The sequence below is a fragment of the Paraburkholderia nemoris genome, assembly GCF_905221015.1.
In the GTDB taxonomy this organism is placed as follows: Bacteria; Pseudomonadota; Gammaproteobacteria; order Burkholderiales; family Burkholderiaceae; genus Paraburkholderia; species Paraburkholderia nemoris.
On sequence record NZ_CAJNBO010000065.1, the window covers coordinates 1 to 14879 of the forward strand.

General features: G+C 61.8%; 15 protein-coding genes. 12 read left to right on the plus strand and 3 right to left on the minus strand.

Going from position 1 to position 14879, the window contains the following annotated elements:
• Positions 1–214 precede the first annotated feature (214 nt).
• Positions 215–391 carry a hypothetical protein gene (locus KHO33_RS40960; protein ID WP_167378290.1) on the plus strand — a complete coding sequence of 59 codons (177 nt, stop codon included), beginning with the start codon at positions 215–217 and terminating at the stop codon, positions 389–391.
• A 102-nt stretch (positions 392–493) separates the two neighbouring features.
• Positions 494–1858, plus strand: a complete 1365-nt coding sequence (locus KHO33_RS40965) for a glutamine synthetase family protein (RefSeq protein WP_200566849.1) — start codon at positions 494–496, stop codon at positions 1856–1858.
• 110 nt (positions 1859–1968) lie between these two features.
• Here the strand turns inward: KHO33_RS40965 and KHO33_RS40970 are convergent, their stop codons facing one another.
• Together KHO33_RS40970 and KHO33_RS40975 are read right to left on the minus strand one after the other, a co-directional pair.
• Positions 1969–3492, minus strand: coding sequence for a CoA-acylating methylmalonate-semialdehyde dehydrogenase (locus KHO33_RS40970; protein ID WP_200566848.1), 1524 nt, complete (start codon positions 3490–3492; stop codon positions 1969–1971).
• Between the two features lie 171 nt (positions 3493–3663).
• On the minus strand, positions 3664–4743 hold the full coding sequence (locus KHO33_RS40975; RefSeq protein ID WP_200566847.1) for a hypothetical protein: 1080 nt from the start codon (positions 4741–4743) through the stop codon (positions 3664–3666).
• Between the two features lie 208 nt (positions 4744–4951).
• On the opposite strand from KHO33_RS40975, the gene KHO33_RS40980 reads away from it, so the two are divergent.
• From KHO33_RS40980 to KHO33_RS40990, 3 genes are all read left to right on the plus strand, one after another.
• Positions 4952–5857: a LysR family transcriptional regulator gene (locus KHO33_RS40980; protein ID WP_200566846.1), complete on the plus strand. Its 906-nt coding sequence runs from the start codon at positions 4952–4954 to the stop codon at positions 5855–5857.
• Positions 5858–5988: 131 nt separating this feature from the next.
• Entirely contained in the window at positions 5989–6666 is a 678-nt protein-coding gene (locus tag KHO33_RS40985; RefSeq protein WP_200566845.1) for an HAD family hydrolase, read from the plus strand.
• A gap of 4 nt (positions 6667–6670) precedes the next feature.
• On the plus strand, positions 6671–7807 hold the full coding sequence (locus tag KHO33_RS40990; protein ID WP_200566844.1) for a DSD1 family PLP-dependent enzyme: 1137 nt from the start codon (positions 6671–6673) through the stop codon (positions 7805–7807).
• 63 nt (positions 7808–7870) lie between these two features.
• Here the strand turns inward: KHO33_RS40990 and hpaR are convergent, their stop codons facing one another.
• A complete protein-coding gene (gene hpaR, locus KHO33_RS40995) occupies positions 7871–8278 on the minus strand; it encodes a homoprotocatechuate degradation operon regulator HpaR (protein WP_054039262.1) in 408 nt (135 codons plus the stop codon).
• A gap of 177 nt (positions 8279–8455) precedes the next feature.
• Between hpaR and KHO33_RS41000 the strand changes: the two genes are divergently transcribed.
• The 7 genes from KHO33_RS41000 (at position 8456) to hpaI (ending at position 14645) form a co-directional block, all read left to right on the plus strand.
• A complete protein-coding gene (locus KHO33_RS41000; protein ID WP_200566843.1) occupies positions 8456–9229 on the plus strand; it encodes a fumarylacetoacetate hydrolase family protein in 774 nt (257 codons plus the stop codon).
• A complete protein-coding gene (locus tag KHO33_RS41005; RefSeq protein WP_200566842.1) occupies positions 9226–9984 on the plus strand; it encodes a fumarylacetoacetate hydrolase family protein in 759 nt (252 codons plus the stop codon). Before KHO33_RS41000 ends, KHO33_RS41005 begins: the two co-directional genes overlap by 4 nt.
• Before the next feature lie 84 nt (positions 9985–10068).
• Complete coding sequence (hpaE, locus tag KHO33_RS41010) at positions 10069–11526, plus strand: 5-carboxymethyl-2-hydroxymuconate semialdehyde dehydrogenase (RefSeq protein WP_200566841.1); 1458 nt, start codon at positions 10069–10071, stop codon at positions 11524–11526.
• 61 nt (positions 11527–11587) lie between these two features.
• The gene (gene hpaD / locus KHO33_RS41015; RefSeq protein WP_200566840.1) at positions 11588–12451 is read left to right on the plus strand and encodes a 3,4-dihydroxyphenylacetate 2,3-dioxygenase; all 864 of its coding nucleotides are present in this window, start codon (positions 11588–11590) and stop codon (positions 12449–12451) included.
• A 21-nt stretch (positions 12452–12472) separates the two neighbouring features.
• Complete coding sequence (locus tag KHO33_RS41020) at positions 12473–12871, plus strand: 5-carboxymethyl-2-hydroxymuconate Delta-isomerase (protein WP_054039118.1); 399 nt, start codon at positions 12473–12475, stop codon at positions 12869–12871.
• Between the two features lie 146 nt (positions 12872–13017).
• Entirely contained in the window at positions 13018–13821 is an 804-nt protein-coding gene (gene hpaH, locus KHO33_RS41025) for a 2-oxo-hept-4-ene-1,7-dioate hydratase (protein ID WP_200566914.1), read from the plus strand.
• A gap of 20 nt (positions 13822–13841) precedes the next feature.
• Positions 13842–14645, plus strand: coding sequence for a 4-hydroxy-2-oxoheptanedioate aldolase (gene hpaI, locus KHO33_RS41030; RefSeq protein ID WP_200566913.1), 804 nt, complete (start codon positions 13842–13844; stop codon positions 14643–14645).
• Positions 14646–14879 lie beyond the last annotated feature (234 nt).

Consider the following 14879-nt stretch of genomic DNA (forward strand, 5'->3'; position numbering starts at 1 on the left):
AAAAACAAGCGGGATTCGCATTGAAATTTCGCAATGCAGAAAATTGCGCGGCGGTAGCCGCGCACAGCGAAGGACGTTGCTTCTGGAGGGGTGTATTTCCGCGGCCTGTTAGGGGCCACTGCGCAAAATGCAACGAGGCGCAACGAAACACAACGAAGCGCCCCGTTATTTCGTCGAGCAACGCGGCCGGCCCGCAGCTATACTCGTGTGCATCATGAAGCCCGCCGCATGGTCATCCAGCCGCAGTTGCCACGCCGATCCGGCGTGCGCGCACGCGCGCCTCGCCACGGCGCGCCTCAATCCCCTGCTGAACGTGATTCTCGCTTTCTGGGCGATCTGGCATTGCCGTCACGCACGTCCCCCGCTGTTCTCTCTGCATCCGCTCGTCTGAGCTGAATCCGACGCCGCCATCCGCGGCTCTTCCGATTTTTTCGTCGCTCCGCGCACCTGATGCGGAGGACGAGGCACGCGCCAATGCGCAGAGAGAACCGACATGCAATTCGCCCACGAACAGGAAGCGCTGAGTTTCCTCGAACAGAATCCCGATATCGATCTGATCGAACTCTTTATCGTCGACGCCGCCGGCGTGCCGCGCGGCAAGCTGCTTCATCGTGAAGAGCTGCTCGCCGTGTATCGCAGCGGACGGCCGCTGCCAAGCGCGATCATGAATCTGACCATCAACGGCGACGACACCGAGGACAGCGGCCTCGTCTGGGACGTGGGCGATATCGACTGCCGCGCCTATCCGCTGCCGGGCAGCCTCGTGCGCCTGCCGTGGCGCAAGATGCCAACCGCCGCCGTGCAGGTTCAGATGCATCCCGAAGAAGGCCTGCCCGCTGGCGTCGCCGATCCGCGGCAACTGCTTGCGCGCATCGTCGATGATCTACAAGCGGAGGGTTTCTTTCCGGTGATGGCGTGCGAACTCGAGTTCTATCTGCTGGACGCAAAACTCGACGCACAAGGTCGTCCGCAACCCGCGCTCGATACCGACGGCCGCCGTCCGCGAACAACCCAGGTGTATGGCCTGCGCGAACTCGAACAGATCGAGCCGTTCCTGAGGGATCTCTACGATGCCTGCCGTGAACAGAGCATTCCGGTGCGCACCGCGATTTCCGAATACGCACCGGGCCAGGTGGAGATCACACTCGAACACGGCCCCGCGCTCGAAGCGATGGATCACGCCGTGCGCTACAAGCGCATCGTCAAGGGGGTCGCGAACGCGCACGGCATGAGCGCATGTTTCATGGCCAAGCCGTTCGCCGACATCGCGGGTTCGGGCATGCACATGCACGTGAGCCTCGCCAATGAAGCCGGCGACAACCTGTTTGCCTCTGAAGACAGAGCCGGCACGCCACTGCTGCGCCAGGCCGTGGGTGGCATGTTGCACGGCCTGCTCGATTCGATGCTGATGTTCTGCCCGAACGCGAACTCGTATCGCCGCTTCCAGGCAAACAGCTATGCGCCGTGCACGCCGACATGGGGCGTCGATAACCGCACAGTCAGCCTGCGCGTGCCGGGCGGTCCGGCGCCGAGCCGGCACGTCGAACATCGCGTGTGCGGCGCCGATGCGAATCCGTATCTCGCTGCCGCGGCCATTCTCGCGGCCTCGCACCACGGCATTCTCGAACGCCTCGACCCGGGCGCGCCGATCGAAGGCAACGGTTATGCGCAAGCCACCACACTGTTGCCGACCGACTGGTTGAGCGCCTTGAACGCACTCGAACAGTCAGACTGGGCGAGGGACGTATTTGGCACGAAATTCCTTAAGGTGTTCCTCGCGATCAAGCGCGCCGAGTACCGGCAATTCATGGGCGAAGTCGGTGAACAGGACTGGCGCTGGTATCTGAACCAGGCCTGATTGTTTGTCACTTGCCACTGCGTGCCGCGTGCACGCTGCTGATTCATTAAAAAAGCCGCGCCTGAAAAATCAGGCGCGGCTTTTTAACTACAGCACTACAGTTCTATTGCTTACTTCGCCACCGGCATCGTGAACTCAGCACCCTTCGCGATGCTATCCGGCCAGCGCTGCATGATGCTCTTGTAGCGCGTGTAGAAACGCACGCCTTCTTCGCCATACGCGTGGTGATCGCCGAACAGCGAACGCTTCCAGCCGCCGAACGAGTGCCATGCCATCGGCACCGGAATCGGCACATTGATGCCGACCATGCCCACCTGAATCTGCCGGCCGAACGCGCGCGCCACGCCGCCATCCGACGTGAAGAGCGACACGCCGTTGCCGAACTCGTGCGCATTGATCAACTCGACCGCGCTCGCGAAATCGGGCACACGCACCACCGCCAGCACCGGACCGAAGATTTCTTCCTTGTAAATCTTCATCTCCGCGCCGACCTGGTCGAACAGCGTTCCGCCGATAAAGAAGCCATCTGCATTCGTGACCGGATGCGCGCGGCCATCGACGATCAGCTTCGCGCCTTCCGCCACGCCCGCGTCGATATAGCCGGCCACCTTGGCCTTATGTTCGGCCGTAACCAACGGACCCATTTCGGCGTCGAGGTTCTCGCCGTTCTTGATCACCAGCGACTTCACGCGCGGCACCAGGCGCTCGATCAGTTCATCGGCGACATTGCCCACCGCCACCGCGACCGAGATCGCCATGCAGCGCTCGCCTGCCGAACCGTAGGCAGCGCCGATCAGGGCGTCCACCGCCTGGTCCAGGTCGGCGTCCGGCATCACCACCAGATGATTCTTCGCGCCGCCGAGCGCCTGCACGCGCTTGCCGCGCTTCGATGCTTCCGTATAGATATATTCGGCGATCGGCGTGGACCCGACAAACGACAGCGCCGCGACGTCCGGGTGTTCGATCAGCGCATCCACGGCTACCTTGTCGCCGTTCACGACGTTGAACACGCCATCCGGCAAACCGGCTTCCTTCAGCAGTTCGGCAATGCGCAACGACGCCGACGGATCACGCTCCGACGGTTTCAGCACGAACGTGTTGCCGCAGGCCAGCGCAACCGGGAACATCCACATCGGCACCATCACCGGGAAATTGAACGGCGTGATCCCCGCCACAACGCCCAACGCCTGACGCAGATTCCAGTTGTCGATGCCGCCGCCGATCTGGTCGGTGAAATCGGTCTTCAGCAGATTCGGAATGCCGCAAGCGAACTCGACCACTTCAATACCGCGCACCACCTCGCCTTGTGCGTCCGTGAACACCTTGCCGTGTTCGCGGGTGATCAGCATCGCCAGTTCGTCGTGGTGCTTGTTCAGCAGTTCCTTGAACTTGAACAGAATGCGGGCGCGCTTGATCGGCGCGGTTTCGCTCCAGGCGGGAAAGGCAGCCTTGGCGGCCTTGACCGCCGCGTCCACTTCCTCGACCGATGCCAAAGCGACCGAGCCGGTCACCTGGCCCGTGGCGGGATTGAACACGTCCTTGAAACGGCCGCTGGTCGACGCAGCCGGTGCACCGCTGATGTAATGCCCCAACTGTTGCACCGACAACTTCGCTTGTTCGTTCACTGCATTCATTTCGTTCCTCGTGTTCGGGATAGGCCGCAAGGGTTGATCCGCCAACTGTATCGACGGCGCCGGTCATATTCCCGATACAGCACAATAAAACCGCGCCTCACTGTATTGTTTTTTGCGTGGCAACTGTACTGGCCGGTGAGGTCGGCGCAACGTCAGGAAAAGACGCCCAACTCAGCGCCATTGCTCGGTCAATTCGTTGGCCAGCACCATCTTTTCGCGGACGAGCTCGACCAAGTCTGCGTCCGCGCCGTTCTGGGTTTTGAGGAATTTCAGCGCCGAGGAATGAACGGCTCGCATCGACCGGCCGTCGATCCCAGCCATGCGCGCCGCGCTGCGACGCGTTTCCTCGACCAGATCGCGCGCGCTGCTGAAGTCGGGTGACAGACCGGTCTGCGCTTCGAACCCGGCGCGCAATCCGGCCGCATACTCCCGCGACTGCCCCAGCCGGTCGATGTCGATCATCAGATCGACGCCGTCGGCCATGCGCAACGCACAGAGAATCCATAGCGCGACGAACGCCCGATATGCGTTGTTGCCTTCCGCCGTGCGCGCGTATTGTTCGCATGCCATGGCGTAGGCGTCATCCGAGGTGGGCACACCAGGCGGCAAGCTCACGCCGCAGATTTCGATGGCCTGCCGGACCAGCGGCTCCGTCTGATTCAGACCCAGCACGCGAAACGGCGCGGCCACGAAAAACGAATTGCTCCATTGCTGATTGAGCAGCCACCCCGAGGCGAACTGCGAAGCGGGATTTCGCAACACGGCTGCATGCATGACCTGCGGGAAGGCTTGCTTGAGCCACGGCAACCGGCCCGACGAACGGCAAAACTTGAAGACGGGTACGCTGCCTTGCTCGGCGGTGCGTTCGCACAGATTGGCCAGATAGGCTTGCAAGGCGGGGAATTCCGCGTCGGGTGCAGGCGCAAAGCGATCGGTGCCGAAGCGCTTCCTGTATCCGGCTACGCCACGCGTGCTCTCCTGGAGAAACGGCCGGTATTCTTCGAAATACGGCGCGGCGAGCGGCGGGTGTCCAGAAGTTAATGTAGGGCGGGACGCAGAAACGTCGGCGAGGCTCAGATCGGCGAGCACGTTGCTGAACGGTTCATAGAATCCGGTGGCGGAATCGAGTGCGCGCAGACGCGACCAGACCCACGTTCCTGCGCTGCGCCAGCCAGTGTGCAGGAATACCCCCTGTTTCAGGGCATTTTGTTGCGCGGCGGCGCCCGGACTCGTTCCTTGTGACAACGGCATGGGACTTCTCTTCAAATGGAAGTAACAACGATTCGACGGATGGCAGGTGTTGCCCACCCACCTGGCTCTATCACCCACTTTAGCGAGTCAAGCTGTCGACTTCGTTACGGAGGTATCAGTCTACCTTGCAAGACCGTCTTGCGACGCACTGGAACAGCGCATCCAAACGCTTTAAGCTGCCAGACTCCCGAACTCAAAAGTTGCCGCCATGAACGACTCGGCCGATATCCGGTTTCTGCTGACCATCCGCGAAAGTGGCAGCCTGATCGCCGCGGCGCGAAAACTGGGGCTGTCGCCCTCGGCGGTGACCCAGCGCCTGCAGCAGCTCGAAAAGAAACTGGACACGCAGCTGGTGAACCGTACGGCGCGCCGTTTGCAGTTCACGGAAGAAGGCATGCTCCTGTGCCAACGTGGCGCCGAACTGGTCCAGCAGTTCGACTCGCTATTCGAAGACCTGCAGACACGCCGGGGCGGCCTGGTCGGCACGCTGAAAGTCAACGCGCCGCTGGGATTCGGCCGGCGTCACCTCGCGCCCGCCATCGCCGACTTCCAGCAGCAAAACCCGGATATCGACGTGGCGCTCACATTGTCCGACCAGCCCTTGACCGAAACGATAGACCGCTTCGACATCGTCGTGCATATCGGCGATTTGCCGGTATCGAATCTGGTCGGTTATGCGATTGCGCCGAATGCGCGCTTCGTATGCGCCGCGCCTGCGCTGCTCAAACGTATTGGTCAACCGGAGTCACCGGAAGATTTGAGCAAGCTGCCGTGCATCGTGCTGCGCGAGAACAACGAGGACGTCTCGCTGTGGCAGTTCAGCAAGGGCCGCACGCGCCGCAGCGTGCGCGTTTCTCCGCATCTGAGCTGCAACGACGGCGATGTGATCCGCCAGTGGGCTTGCGAAGGCCGCGGCGTGATCCTGCGCTCCGAATGGGACGTGGCCGAAGCCATCGCGAAGGGAAGACTCGTGCGGTTGCTGCAAGGCTGGAAGGCACCGGACGCCGACGTGATCGCCCTCACGCATCAGCGAACGGGAATGCCTGCTCGCACGCGGCATTTCATGCAGTACCTGCAGGGTAGATTCAGGCCGCTGCCGCCGTGGAGAAAGTAACGCACGAAATGTGGCGAATCACGTCGCGCGATGGAAGGTTCATTCAAACTGAATCTTAGAGTTACCCTGGCTGAACTCCACGCGAGCCATGAAACTTTATAATCGGCTCACCGTTCCTCGCCGGTTAAATCATGACCTCCATATCGACTCCGATCGCCTACCCCAAGGCTGTCCTCTTCGACCTCCTGACCGCCCTGCTCGATTCGTGGACGTCATGGAATCACGCCGCGGGGTCAGAACAACTGGGCCGTGCGTGGCGCGCCGCCTATTTGCGCCTGACCTACGGCTGCGGCCGCTACATTGCGTACGAACAATTGGTGCGCGAGGCGGCCGCCGAAGTTGGACTGCCTGAATCCGCCGCGCTCGCGCTCGAAGCCGACTGGCTGAAACTTACCCCCTGGAGCGGCGCTCTCGATGCCTTGCAGGCGCTCCGCCCGCATTGCAAACTGGCGATCGTCACCAATTGCTCCATCCGCCTCGGCACGCAGGCTGCCGAGATTTTCCCGATCCGCTGGGACGCTATCGTCACCGCCGAAGAAGCCGGCATGTACAAGCCGGACCCGTTGCCTTACCGGCTCGCGCTCGGCAAACTGGGGGTAGACGCGCATGAGGCCGCGTTCGTGGCCGGGTCCAGCTACGACATGTTCGGCACGGCCGCGCTCGGGTTGAGAACATACTGGCACAACCGCGTGGGTCTGCCGCTGGTGGCGGGAGCACAGCCGCCCGAGATCGAGGCGCCCACACTCGACTCGCTGGTCCCATGGCTCAGCCAGTTCGGCCAGACCGAAAGCCATTCCATTCCCCGGTGAAACCATGAAACTCGAGCACATCGACACCCCTGCCGCGCTAATCGACATCCCCCGGATGCAGAAGAACATCGCGAGAATGCAGGGACATATGAACGCACTGGGCGTCGCATTCCGTCCGCACGTCAAGACCACCAAATGCATCGACGTGGTCCGTGCGCAGATCGCCGCCGGTGCGCGCGGCATCACGGTCTCGACCCTCAAAGAGGCGGAGGCCTTCTTTGCGGCCGGCGTCAGCGATATTCTTTACGCGGTCAGCATTGCGCCTTCAAAGCTGCCGCGAGCGCTGGCGCTGCGCCGCCAGGGTTGCGATCTGAAGCTGGTGGTCGACAATCCGACCGCCGCCGCAGCCATCGCCGCATTCGCGGACCAGCACGGCGAATCGTTCGAGGTATGGATCGAGGTCGACACGGATGGCCACCGCTCGGGGATCACACCGGAACAGGACACGCTGCTCGAAGTCGGCCGGATTCTGCATGAGAACGGCGTCAAGGTGGGTGGCGTGATGACCCACGCGGGTTCCAGCTACGAGCTGCATACGCCGGAGGCGCTCGCCGCGCTGGCGGAGCAGGAACGCGCCGGCTGCGTGCGCGCGGCGCAACGGCTGCGCGACGCAGGCATTCCGTGCCCGGCTGTGAGCGTCGGGTCGACGCCCACAGCGCTCGCCGCCGGGCAACTGGACGGCGTGACCGAAGTGCGAGCCGGGGTCTACGTTTTCTTCGATCTGGTCATGCACAACGTCGGCGTGTGCGCGCTGGAAGATATCGCGCTCAGTGTGCTCGCCACCGTGATCGGGCACCAGGCGGATAAAGGCTGGGCGATTCTCGACGCAGGCTGGATGGCGATGAGCCGTGATCGCGGCACCTCGAAGCAGCCGCACGATTTCGGCTACGGCCAGCCATGTTTATTGAACGGGACACCGCTAGGCGGTTTTCTCGTGAGCGGTGCCAATCAGGAGCACGGGATTCTGTCGTCGTCGGAAGAAGGCGCGGCTGTGGACGATATCGCGCAGCGCTTTCCGATCGGGATGAAGCTGCGCATTCTGCCCAATCACGCGTGCGCGACCGGTGCGCAGTTTCCCGAGTATCACGCGGTGTCGGCGAACGGCGACAGTGTCGAGTGGAGGCGTTTTCAGGGCTGGTAGGAGAATAGTCATGAACTGCGCGAGCGCAGTTCATCGCCTGAAATCAACCAACAACGCGTTACTTCACTCGCCCTCCTCTTCCAGCCCGGCAAGCAGATCGTCGACCGCGCGATACACGCGCTCGACGATTTCCGGGCCCACCTTGCGCTCCAGCTCGCGATAGTGCGCCTCGAGATCCTTCGAGATCACGCGCACCAGATCCACGCTCGTCTCGGTGAGCGACACCAGCACGCGGCGCTGGTCTTCCGCGAAACGCTCCTTGGTCACCAGTTCCATGCTCTCCATGCGCGCGAGCACACCCGCCATGCTCGGGCTCGAAATCGTGCAGATATCGGAGATGTGACGCGGCTCCATCGGCCCGTGCTCATTGAGCGCGCGAATCACACGCCATTGCTGCTCGGTCAGTCCGTGTGCGGTAATCAATGGCCGGAAACGCTCCATCATTTTTTCTCTGGCGCGCAGCAACAGCATCGGCAGGTTGCGGTGCAAAACTCGGGTAGAAGCGGATGCGGACATGGCGAATGAATTAAAAGCAGCTGTCGAAGCTTAAGGGAAAACCCGCGATCAGCCGACAGGCTATTGACCGTGGATGATATCAAGCGCAATACTACTAACATGTTAGTGTTTTTGCCGAGAGACAGCTAATTTATGTTTGCACTTGCCGATCACCTGCTGCATGCCGAAGGCGACGCGCTGCCTCGCGACGTGGATGCGCGCACCGTTGCCGCGCTGCTCGCACGCGGCATTGCCTGCCGCGCGCCGGTTTCCGGCGCTGTTTATGGAACCTTGCTGAACGACCGGTCTGCTTTGGAAGCGTTAGGCGAGGCGGTGCATGCCGCGCCCTATAAAGCCCCGCCCAAAGCGCCGATCCTCTATCTGAAGCCGCGCAATACGTTCGCCGGTCATCGCGCACGTGTCGTCGTACCTGACGACGCATTGGGCGTGGAAGTCGGCGCTTCACTGGGTATCGTGATCGGCCGCACTGCAACACGCGTTAGCGCGGATCAAGCGTTCGACTACATCGCCGGTTACACACTGGTCGCCGATCTGAGCGTGCCGCATGCGAGTGTGTACCGGCCTTCGGTGCGGTTCCGGGCGCGCGACGGTTTTTGCGTGATCGGACCGGCGGTAGTTGCAGCGCGTCATATTGCGGCGCCGGACAATCTGGCGATCAGGGTTTCGCTTCCAGGACGCGAGGTCTTCAGGGCGAGTACTGCGTCGTCGGTACGCAACGTGGCGCAATTGCTTGCGGACGTAACCGATTTCATGACACTGCGTGCCGGCGACGTCATTACGCTCGGCGTGCCTCATGGTTCGCCAGTTGCCCATATCGGTGATACGGCCACGCTATCGATTGGCGGATTGCCGCCGCTCGATGTGTCGTTTGTCGGTGCAGCAGAACAGGATGGAGACCAGCAATGATGCGCGGCCGTGTTGCGTATGCAGGAGCGATTCACGAAGCCTATCCGGATGCCAACGGCGTGCGCCTCGCCGACGGCCGCGTGCGCCGTGAGGATGAAGTGGTGTGGCTTGCGCCGATCGAGGTCGGCACGATCTTCGCGCTTGGCTTGAACTACGCGGAGCACGCGAAGGAGTTGCAATTCAACAAACAGGAAGAGCCTTTGGTCTTTCTCAAGGGCCCGGGCGCGGTCATCGGTCACCGTGGCTTCACGCGCCGCCCCGCCGATGTCACCTTCATGCACTACGAGTGCGAATTGGCTGTCGTCATCGGTCAAACCGCGCAGAACGTCAAGCGTGAAAACGCCATGCAGCATGTGGCCGGCTACATGATCGCCAACGACTACGCGATCCGCGACTACCTGGAAAACTACTACCGCCCCAACCTGCGCGTGAAGAATCGCGACGGCGGCACGGTGCTCGGCCCCTGGTTCGTCGATGCAGCCGATGTTGAAGACGTCACGCAACTCGAACTACGCACCTTCGTGAACGGCACGCGGCAACAACACGGCAACACGCGCGATCTCGTCACCGGTATCCCGGCGTTGATCGAATACCTGAGCAGCTTCATGACACTCGCACCCGGCGACGTGATCCTGACCGGCACGCCGGAAGGCATCGTCAACGTCAATGCCGGCGACGAAGTGGTCTGCGAGATCGACGGCCTTGGCCGTCTCGTCAATACGATTGCATCCGACGCGGACTTCGGCCGCGCCTGATTGGCACGACAAGCTTTGCATGGGACCCGAGCAACGCGCTAAAGCGCGAACTCCAGTCGACAGCTAAAGAGAAAGGACAACACAATGCGAATCGACCATCTGATCAACGGCAAATCGAGCGCCGCGAAAGACTACTTCGAGACCGTCAATCCGGCGACGCAAGACGTGCTCGCTGAAGTGGCTCGCGGCGGTGCGGAGGAAGTCGACGCCGCTGTGCGCGCGGCCAAAGAAGCGTTTCCGGCATGGGCCGGCAAGCCCGCGGCGGAACGCGCAAAAATCATCCGCAAGCTCGGCGAGTTGATAGCGAAGAATGTGCCGGACATCTCGGAGACCGAGACGAAGGACACCGGCCAGACGATCTCGCAGACGCGCAAGCAACTCGTGCCGCGCGCCGCCGACAACTTCAGCTATTTCGCGGAAATGTGCACGCGGGTCGACGGCCATACATATCCCACCGATACGCATCTGAACTACACGCTGTTCCATCCGGTCGGCGTCTGCGCACTGATTTCGCCGTGGAATGTCCCGTTCATGACGGCAACGTGGAAAGTCGCACCCTGCCTCGCCTTCGGCAACACCGCCGTGTTGAAGATGAGCGAACTGTCACCGCTAACCGCCTCGATGCTCGGCAATCTCGCGCTCGAAGCCGGTATTCCTGCCGGCGTGCTGAACGTCGTGCACGGTTTCGGCAAAGACACTGGCGAGCCGCTGGTGGCCCACCCGGATGTGCACGCGGTGTCGTTCACCGGATCGACGGCAACCGGCAACCGCATCGTGCAAACCGCGGGCCTGAAGAAGTTTTCGATGGAACTGGGCGGCAAGTCGCCGTTCGTGATTTTCGACGACGCCGATTTCGAACGTGCGCTCGATGCTGCCGTGTTCATGATCTTCTCCAACAACGGCGAACGCTGCACGGCCGGTTCGCGCATTCTGGTGCAACGCTCGATTTACGCGCGCTTTGCCAAGCGTTTCGTCGAACGCGCAAAACGTTTGACGGTGGGCGATCCGCTGGCCGACAGCACGATCGTCGGCCCGATGATCAGCCAGGGGCATCTGGCCAAGGTGCGCAGCTACATCGAACTGGGTCCGAAGGAAGGCGCCACGCTCGCTTGCGGCGGACTCGACGCGCCCGACTTGCCCGAAGCCATGCGCAAAGGCAACTTCGTGCAACCGACGGTATTCGTCGACGTCGACAACCGCATGCGGATCGCGCAGGAAGAGATCTTCGGCCCGGTTGCCTGCCTGATTCCGTTCGACGACGAAGCCGACGCAATCAAACTCGCCAACGACATTTCGTACGGCCTGTCGAGCTACATCTGGACCGAGAGCACCGGCCGCGCGCTTCGCGTCGCTGCAGCCGTACAAGCCGGCATGTGCTTCGTCAACAGCCAGAACGTGCGCGATCTGCGCCAGCCGTTCGGCGGCACCAAGGCATCGGGTGTGGGCCGCGAAGGCGGTACGTGGAGCTATGAAGTGTTCCTCGAACCGAAAAACGTGTGCGTATCGCTCGGCTCCCATCACATTCCGCGCTGGGGCATCTGAAGCGCCGGTTATTTGCGTGCGAGGGCATCAGGCCTCGCGCCACACAGAACAGGAGACCGCGATGGGCAAACTCGCGTTGGCAGCAAAAGTCACTCACGTCCCGTCGTTATATTTGTCCGAACTCGACGGTCCGCATAAGGGCTGCCGTCAGCCGGCAATCGACGGCCACCATGAAATCGGCCGGCGTTGCCGCGAATTGGGTGTGGATACGATCGTCGTCTTCGACGTGCATTGGCTGGTGAACAGCGAATACCACATCAATTGCGCGCCGAAGTTCGAGGGCGTCTATACGAGCAACGAACTGCCGCACTTCATCAAGAACATGCCGTACGCGTATCCCGGCAATGTCGGGCTCGGCGATCTGATCGCGGAAGTCGCCAACGAAATGGGCGTGAAGAGCCGCGCGCACAGCGAGACCACGCTCGAACTCGAGTACGGCACGCTGGTGCCGATGCGCTATATGAACAGCGACCAGCACTTCAAGACCGTTTCGGTAGCCGGCTGGTGCATGTGGCACGACCTCGAAACGAGCGCGCGCTTCGGCCTCGCGGTGCGCAAGGCCATCGAGGAACGTTACGACGGCACCGTGGCGATTCTGGCGAGCGGCTCCTTGAGCCACCACTTCGCCAACAACGGCACAGCCGAGCAGTTCATGCACAAGGTATGGGACCCGTTTCTCGAACAGATGGATCGCCGGGTGGTCGAGCTATGGGAAGCCGGCGACTGGAAGACCTTCTGCGAGATGCTGCCGCTCTATAACGAGAAGTGCTGGGGCGAAGGCGGCATGCACGACACCGCGATGCTGCTCGGCGCACTCGGTTGGGACCGTTACGACGGCAAGGTCGAAGTCGTCACACCGTATTTCGGCAGTTCGGGCACCGGCCAGATCAACGCGATCTTCCCCGTGACGCCCCTGCCTGCTTGAGTCCTGAGAAAGGAGCTTACCGTGCCACATCTGACACTCGAATACAGCGCCAATCTAGCTGATGAAGCAAGCATCGGGCAGCTTTGCACCTCGCTAGCAGGCTGCCTTGCCGCGCAGCGCGACAACGACCAACGCGTCTTTCCGCTCGGCGGCATCCGCGTGCGCGCCTTGCGCTGCGACCAATACTGCATCGCCGACGGCCGGCCAGATGCCGCCTTCCTGCATGCGAACCTGAAGATCGCCGCCGGCCGCTCGGACGCCGTAAAAAGGGCAACCGGCGACGCGTTGTTTGAAGCGATCAAACAGCACTTCGCCGCGGATTTTGAACAACACGGCCTGGCGTTGTCGCTGGAGATCAATGAATTCAGCGAAGCCGGCACGTGGAAACACAACAATCTGCACGCGCGGCTTAAGGCCTGATACATGGGCTTGAGGCTGAAACCTGGGCCTGCGATTTGGGCTTGAGGCCCGAGGCTTGGACTTAAGGTCTGATACCCGAGCTTGACCCTCCGGCCCAGTATTCCGACCCGGTAGCTGGGCCTGGCAGCCGCTAATAGAGAACCATGATGCTAGACGAACAGACAATCCGCGACCTTGCCGCGCAACTCGACAACGCTGAGAGGACGCGCACCCAACTGCGCCACTTCTCGGCGAAGTATCCCGAGATGACGGTACAGGACGGTTACGCGATCCAACGTGAGTGGGTGAAGCTCAAACTGGCCGAGGGCCACGTGATCAAGGGCCGCAAAATCGGCCTGACGTCACGCGCGATGCAGCGTTCGTCACAGATCGACGAACCCGACTACGCGCCGTTGCTCGACAGCATGTTCATAGAAAACGGCCAGGACATCCGCGCCGATCGCTTCATAGCGCCGCGCGTGGAAGTCGAACTGGCCTTCATATTGAGCAAGCCCTTGAAGGGTCCCGGTGTCACGCTCTTCGACGTTCTGGACGCCACGGCCTACGTGACCCCGGCCGTGGAGATTATCGACGCGCGCATCGAACAATTCGACCGCGAGACGAAGGCGCCGCGCAAGGTCTACGACACCATCTCCGACTTCGCGGCGAACGCCGGCATCGTCCTGGGTGGCCGACCGGTACGTCCGCTGGACGTCGATCTCCGCTGGGTTGGCGCATTGCTCTATAAAAACGGCGCCGTAGAAGAAAGCGGCCTGGCCGCCGCCGTGCTGAACCACCCTGCGACAGGCGTCGCATGGCTCGCAAACAAGATCGCCCCCTACGACGAAGTCCTGAACGCGAACGACGTCATTCTGAGCGGCTCCTTCACGAGCCCGATCCCGGCGCGAGCGGGCGACACCTTCCACGTCGACTACGGCCCGCTGGGCGGCATTGGCTTAAATTTCATTTGAGCTCATTTGAGTCAATCGACATGTCCCTACCGCAAAACACATTCAAGCGCGCGCTAGCAGAAGGCAAGCCACAATTCGGCTTATGGGCCGCGCTTGCCGATGCCTACGTAACCGAACTGCTGGCCACGGCCGGCTTCGATTGGTTGTTGATCGACAACGAACACGCACCGAACGACGTGCGCAGCACGCTGGCGCAATTACAGGCGGTGGCCGCCTACACATCGCATCCGGTGGTCCGTCCCGTACGAAGCGACAGCGCACTGATCAAGCAATTACTCGACATAGGCGCCCAAACCCTGCTGCTCCCGATGATCGACACGGCGGAGCAAGCTGCGGAAGCAGTCGCAGCAACGCGCTACCCACCACATGGCATTCGTGGCGTGGGAAGCGCATTGGCACGAGCGTCGCGCTGGAACCGAATCCCCGACTACCTGACCACGGCATCGCAGGAGTTGTGCGTACTGGTCCAGGTAGAAACCGTGCAGGGGATGGAAAACCTAACGGCCATCGCAAACGTGCAGGGCGTCGACGGCGTCTTCTTCGGCCCAGCTGACCTAAGCGCATCAATGGGCTTGCTAGGCAAACCAGGCGACGCAAGCGTAGGCGAAGCAATCTGCAGCGGCATCAGGAAGGTACGAGAAGCCGGCAAAGCAGCGGGCGTACTAGCACCGGACCCGGGCATAGCAGCCGAATACCTGGCGGCGGGCGCAACATTCGTGGCGGTAGGAACAGACACGGGCCTACTAAGCAAAGCAGCAGCGGACCTCGCGGCCGCATACAAAAAGACAGCGCCAATGGCAACACCGACAAAAGGCGGCTACTAACAAAGCCGCAGAGATCGGTTTTATGAACGACTCTTCGGCGCGCGCAGCGCCGCCGGAAGTATGACGCCCTTGTCACGAGAGCATGTCGTGGCACGAACACAGATTCCAGTCGCGCCACTACCGTGAGCGAGCTGCGGGACCCGCTTAGCAGGGGCTTCTAGCCGCTTTCTTTTGCCTACTTGTATATTCCCTCCTGTGGCGCCGACCCGATCAGTTGTCGCCACATGGACAGTC

Bases quoted from the DNA above. Each gene is read 5' to 3' on its own strand.
- KHO33_RS40960 (WP_167378290.1), top strand. From the start codon at position 215: ATGAAGCCCGCCGCATGGTCATCCAGCCGCAGTTGCCACGCCGATCCG.
- KHO33_RS40965 (WP_200566849.1), top strand. From the start codon at position 494: ATGCAATTCGCCCACGAACAGGAAGCGCTGAGTTTCCTCGAACAGAAT.
- KHO33_RS40970 (WP_200566848.1), bottom strand. From the start codon at position 3,492: ATGAATGCAGTGAACGAACAAGCGAAGTTGTCGGTGCAACAGTTGGGG.
- KHO33_RS40975 (WP_200566847.1), bottom strand. From the start codon at position 4,743: ATGCCGTTGTCACAAGGAACGAGTCCGGGCGCCGCCGCGCAACAAAAT.
- KHO33_RS40980 (WP_200566846.1), top strand. From the start codon at position 4,952: ATGAACGACTCGGCCGATATCCGGTTTCTGCTGACCATCCGCGAAAGT.
- KHO33_RS40985 (WP_200566845.1), top strand. From the start codon at position 5,989: ATGACCTCCATATCGACTCCGATCGCCTACCCCAAGGCTGTCCTCTTC.
- KHO33_RS40990 (WP_200566844.1), top strand. From the start codon at position 6,671: ATGAAACTCGAGCACATCGACACCCCTGCCGCGCTAATCGACATCCCC.
- hpaR (WP_054039262.1), bottom strand. From the start codon at position 8,278: ATGCTGTTGCTGCGCGCCAGAGAAAAAATGATGGAGCGTTTCCGGCCA.
- KHO33_RS41000 (WP_200566843.1), top strand. From the start codon at position 8,456: ATGTTTGCACTTGCCGATCACCTGCTGCATGCCGAAGGCGACGCGCTG.
- KHO33_RS41005 (WP_200566842.1), top strand. From the start codon at position 9,226: ATGATGCGCGGCCGTGTTGCGTATGCAGGAGCGATTCACGAAGCCTAT.
- hpaE (WP_200566841.1), top strand. From the start codon at position 10,069: ATGCGAATCGACCATCTGATCAACGGCAAATCGAGCGCCGCGAAAGAC.
- hpaD (WP_200566840.1), top strand. From the start codon at position 11,588: ATGGGCAAACTCGCGTTGGCAGCAAAAGTCACTCACGTCCCGTCGTTA.
- hpaH (WP_200566914.1), top strand. From the start codon at position 13,018: ATGCTAGACGAACAGACAATCCGCGACCTTGCCGCGCAACTCGACAAC.
- hpaI (WP_200566913.1), top strand. From the start codon at position 13,842: ATGTCCCTACCGCAAAACACATTCAAGCGCGCGCTAGCAGAAGGCAAG.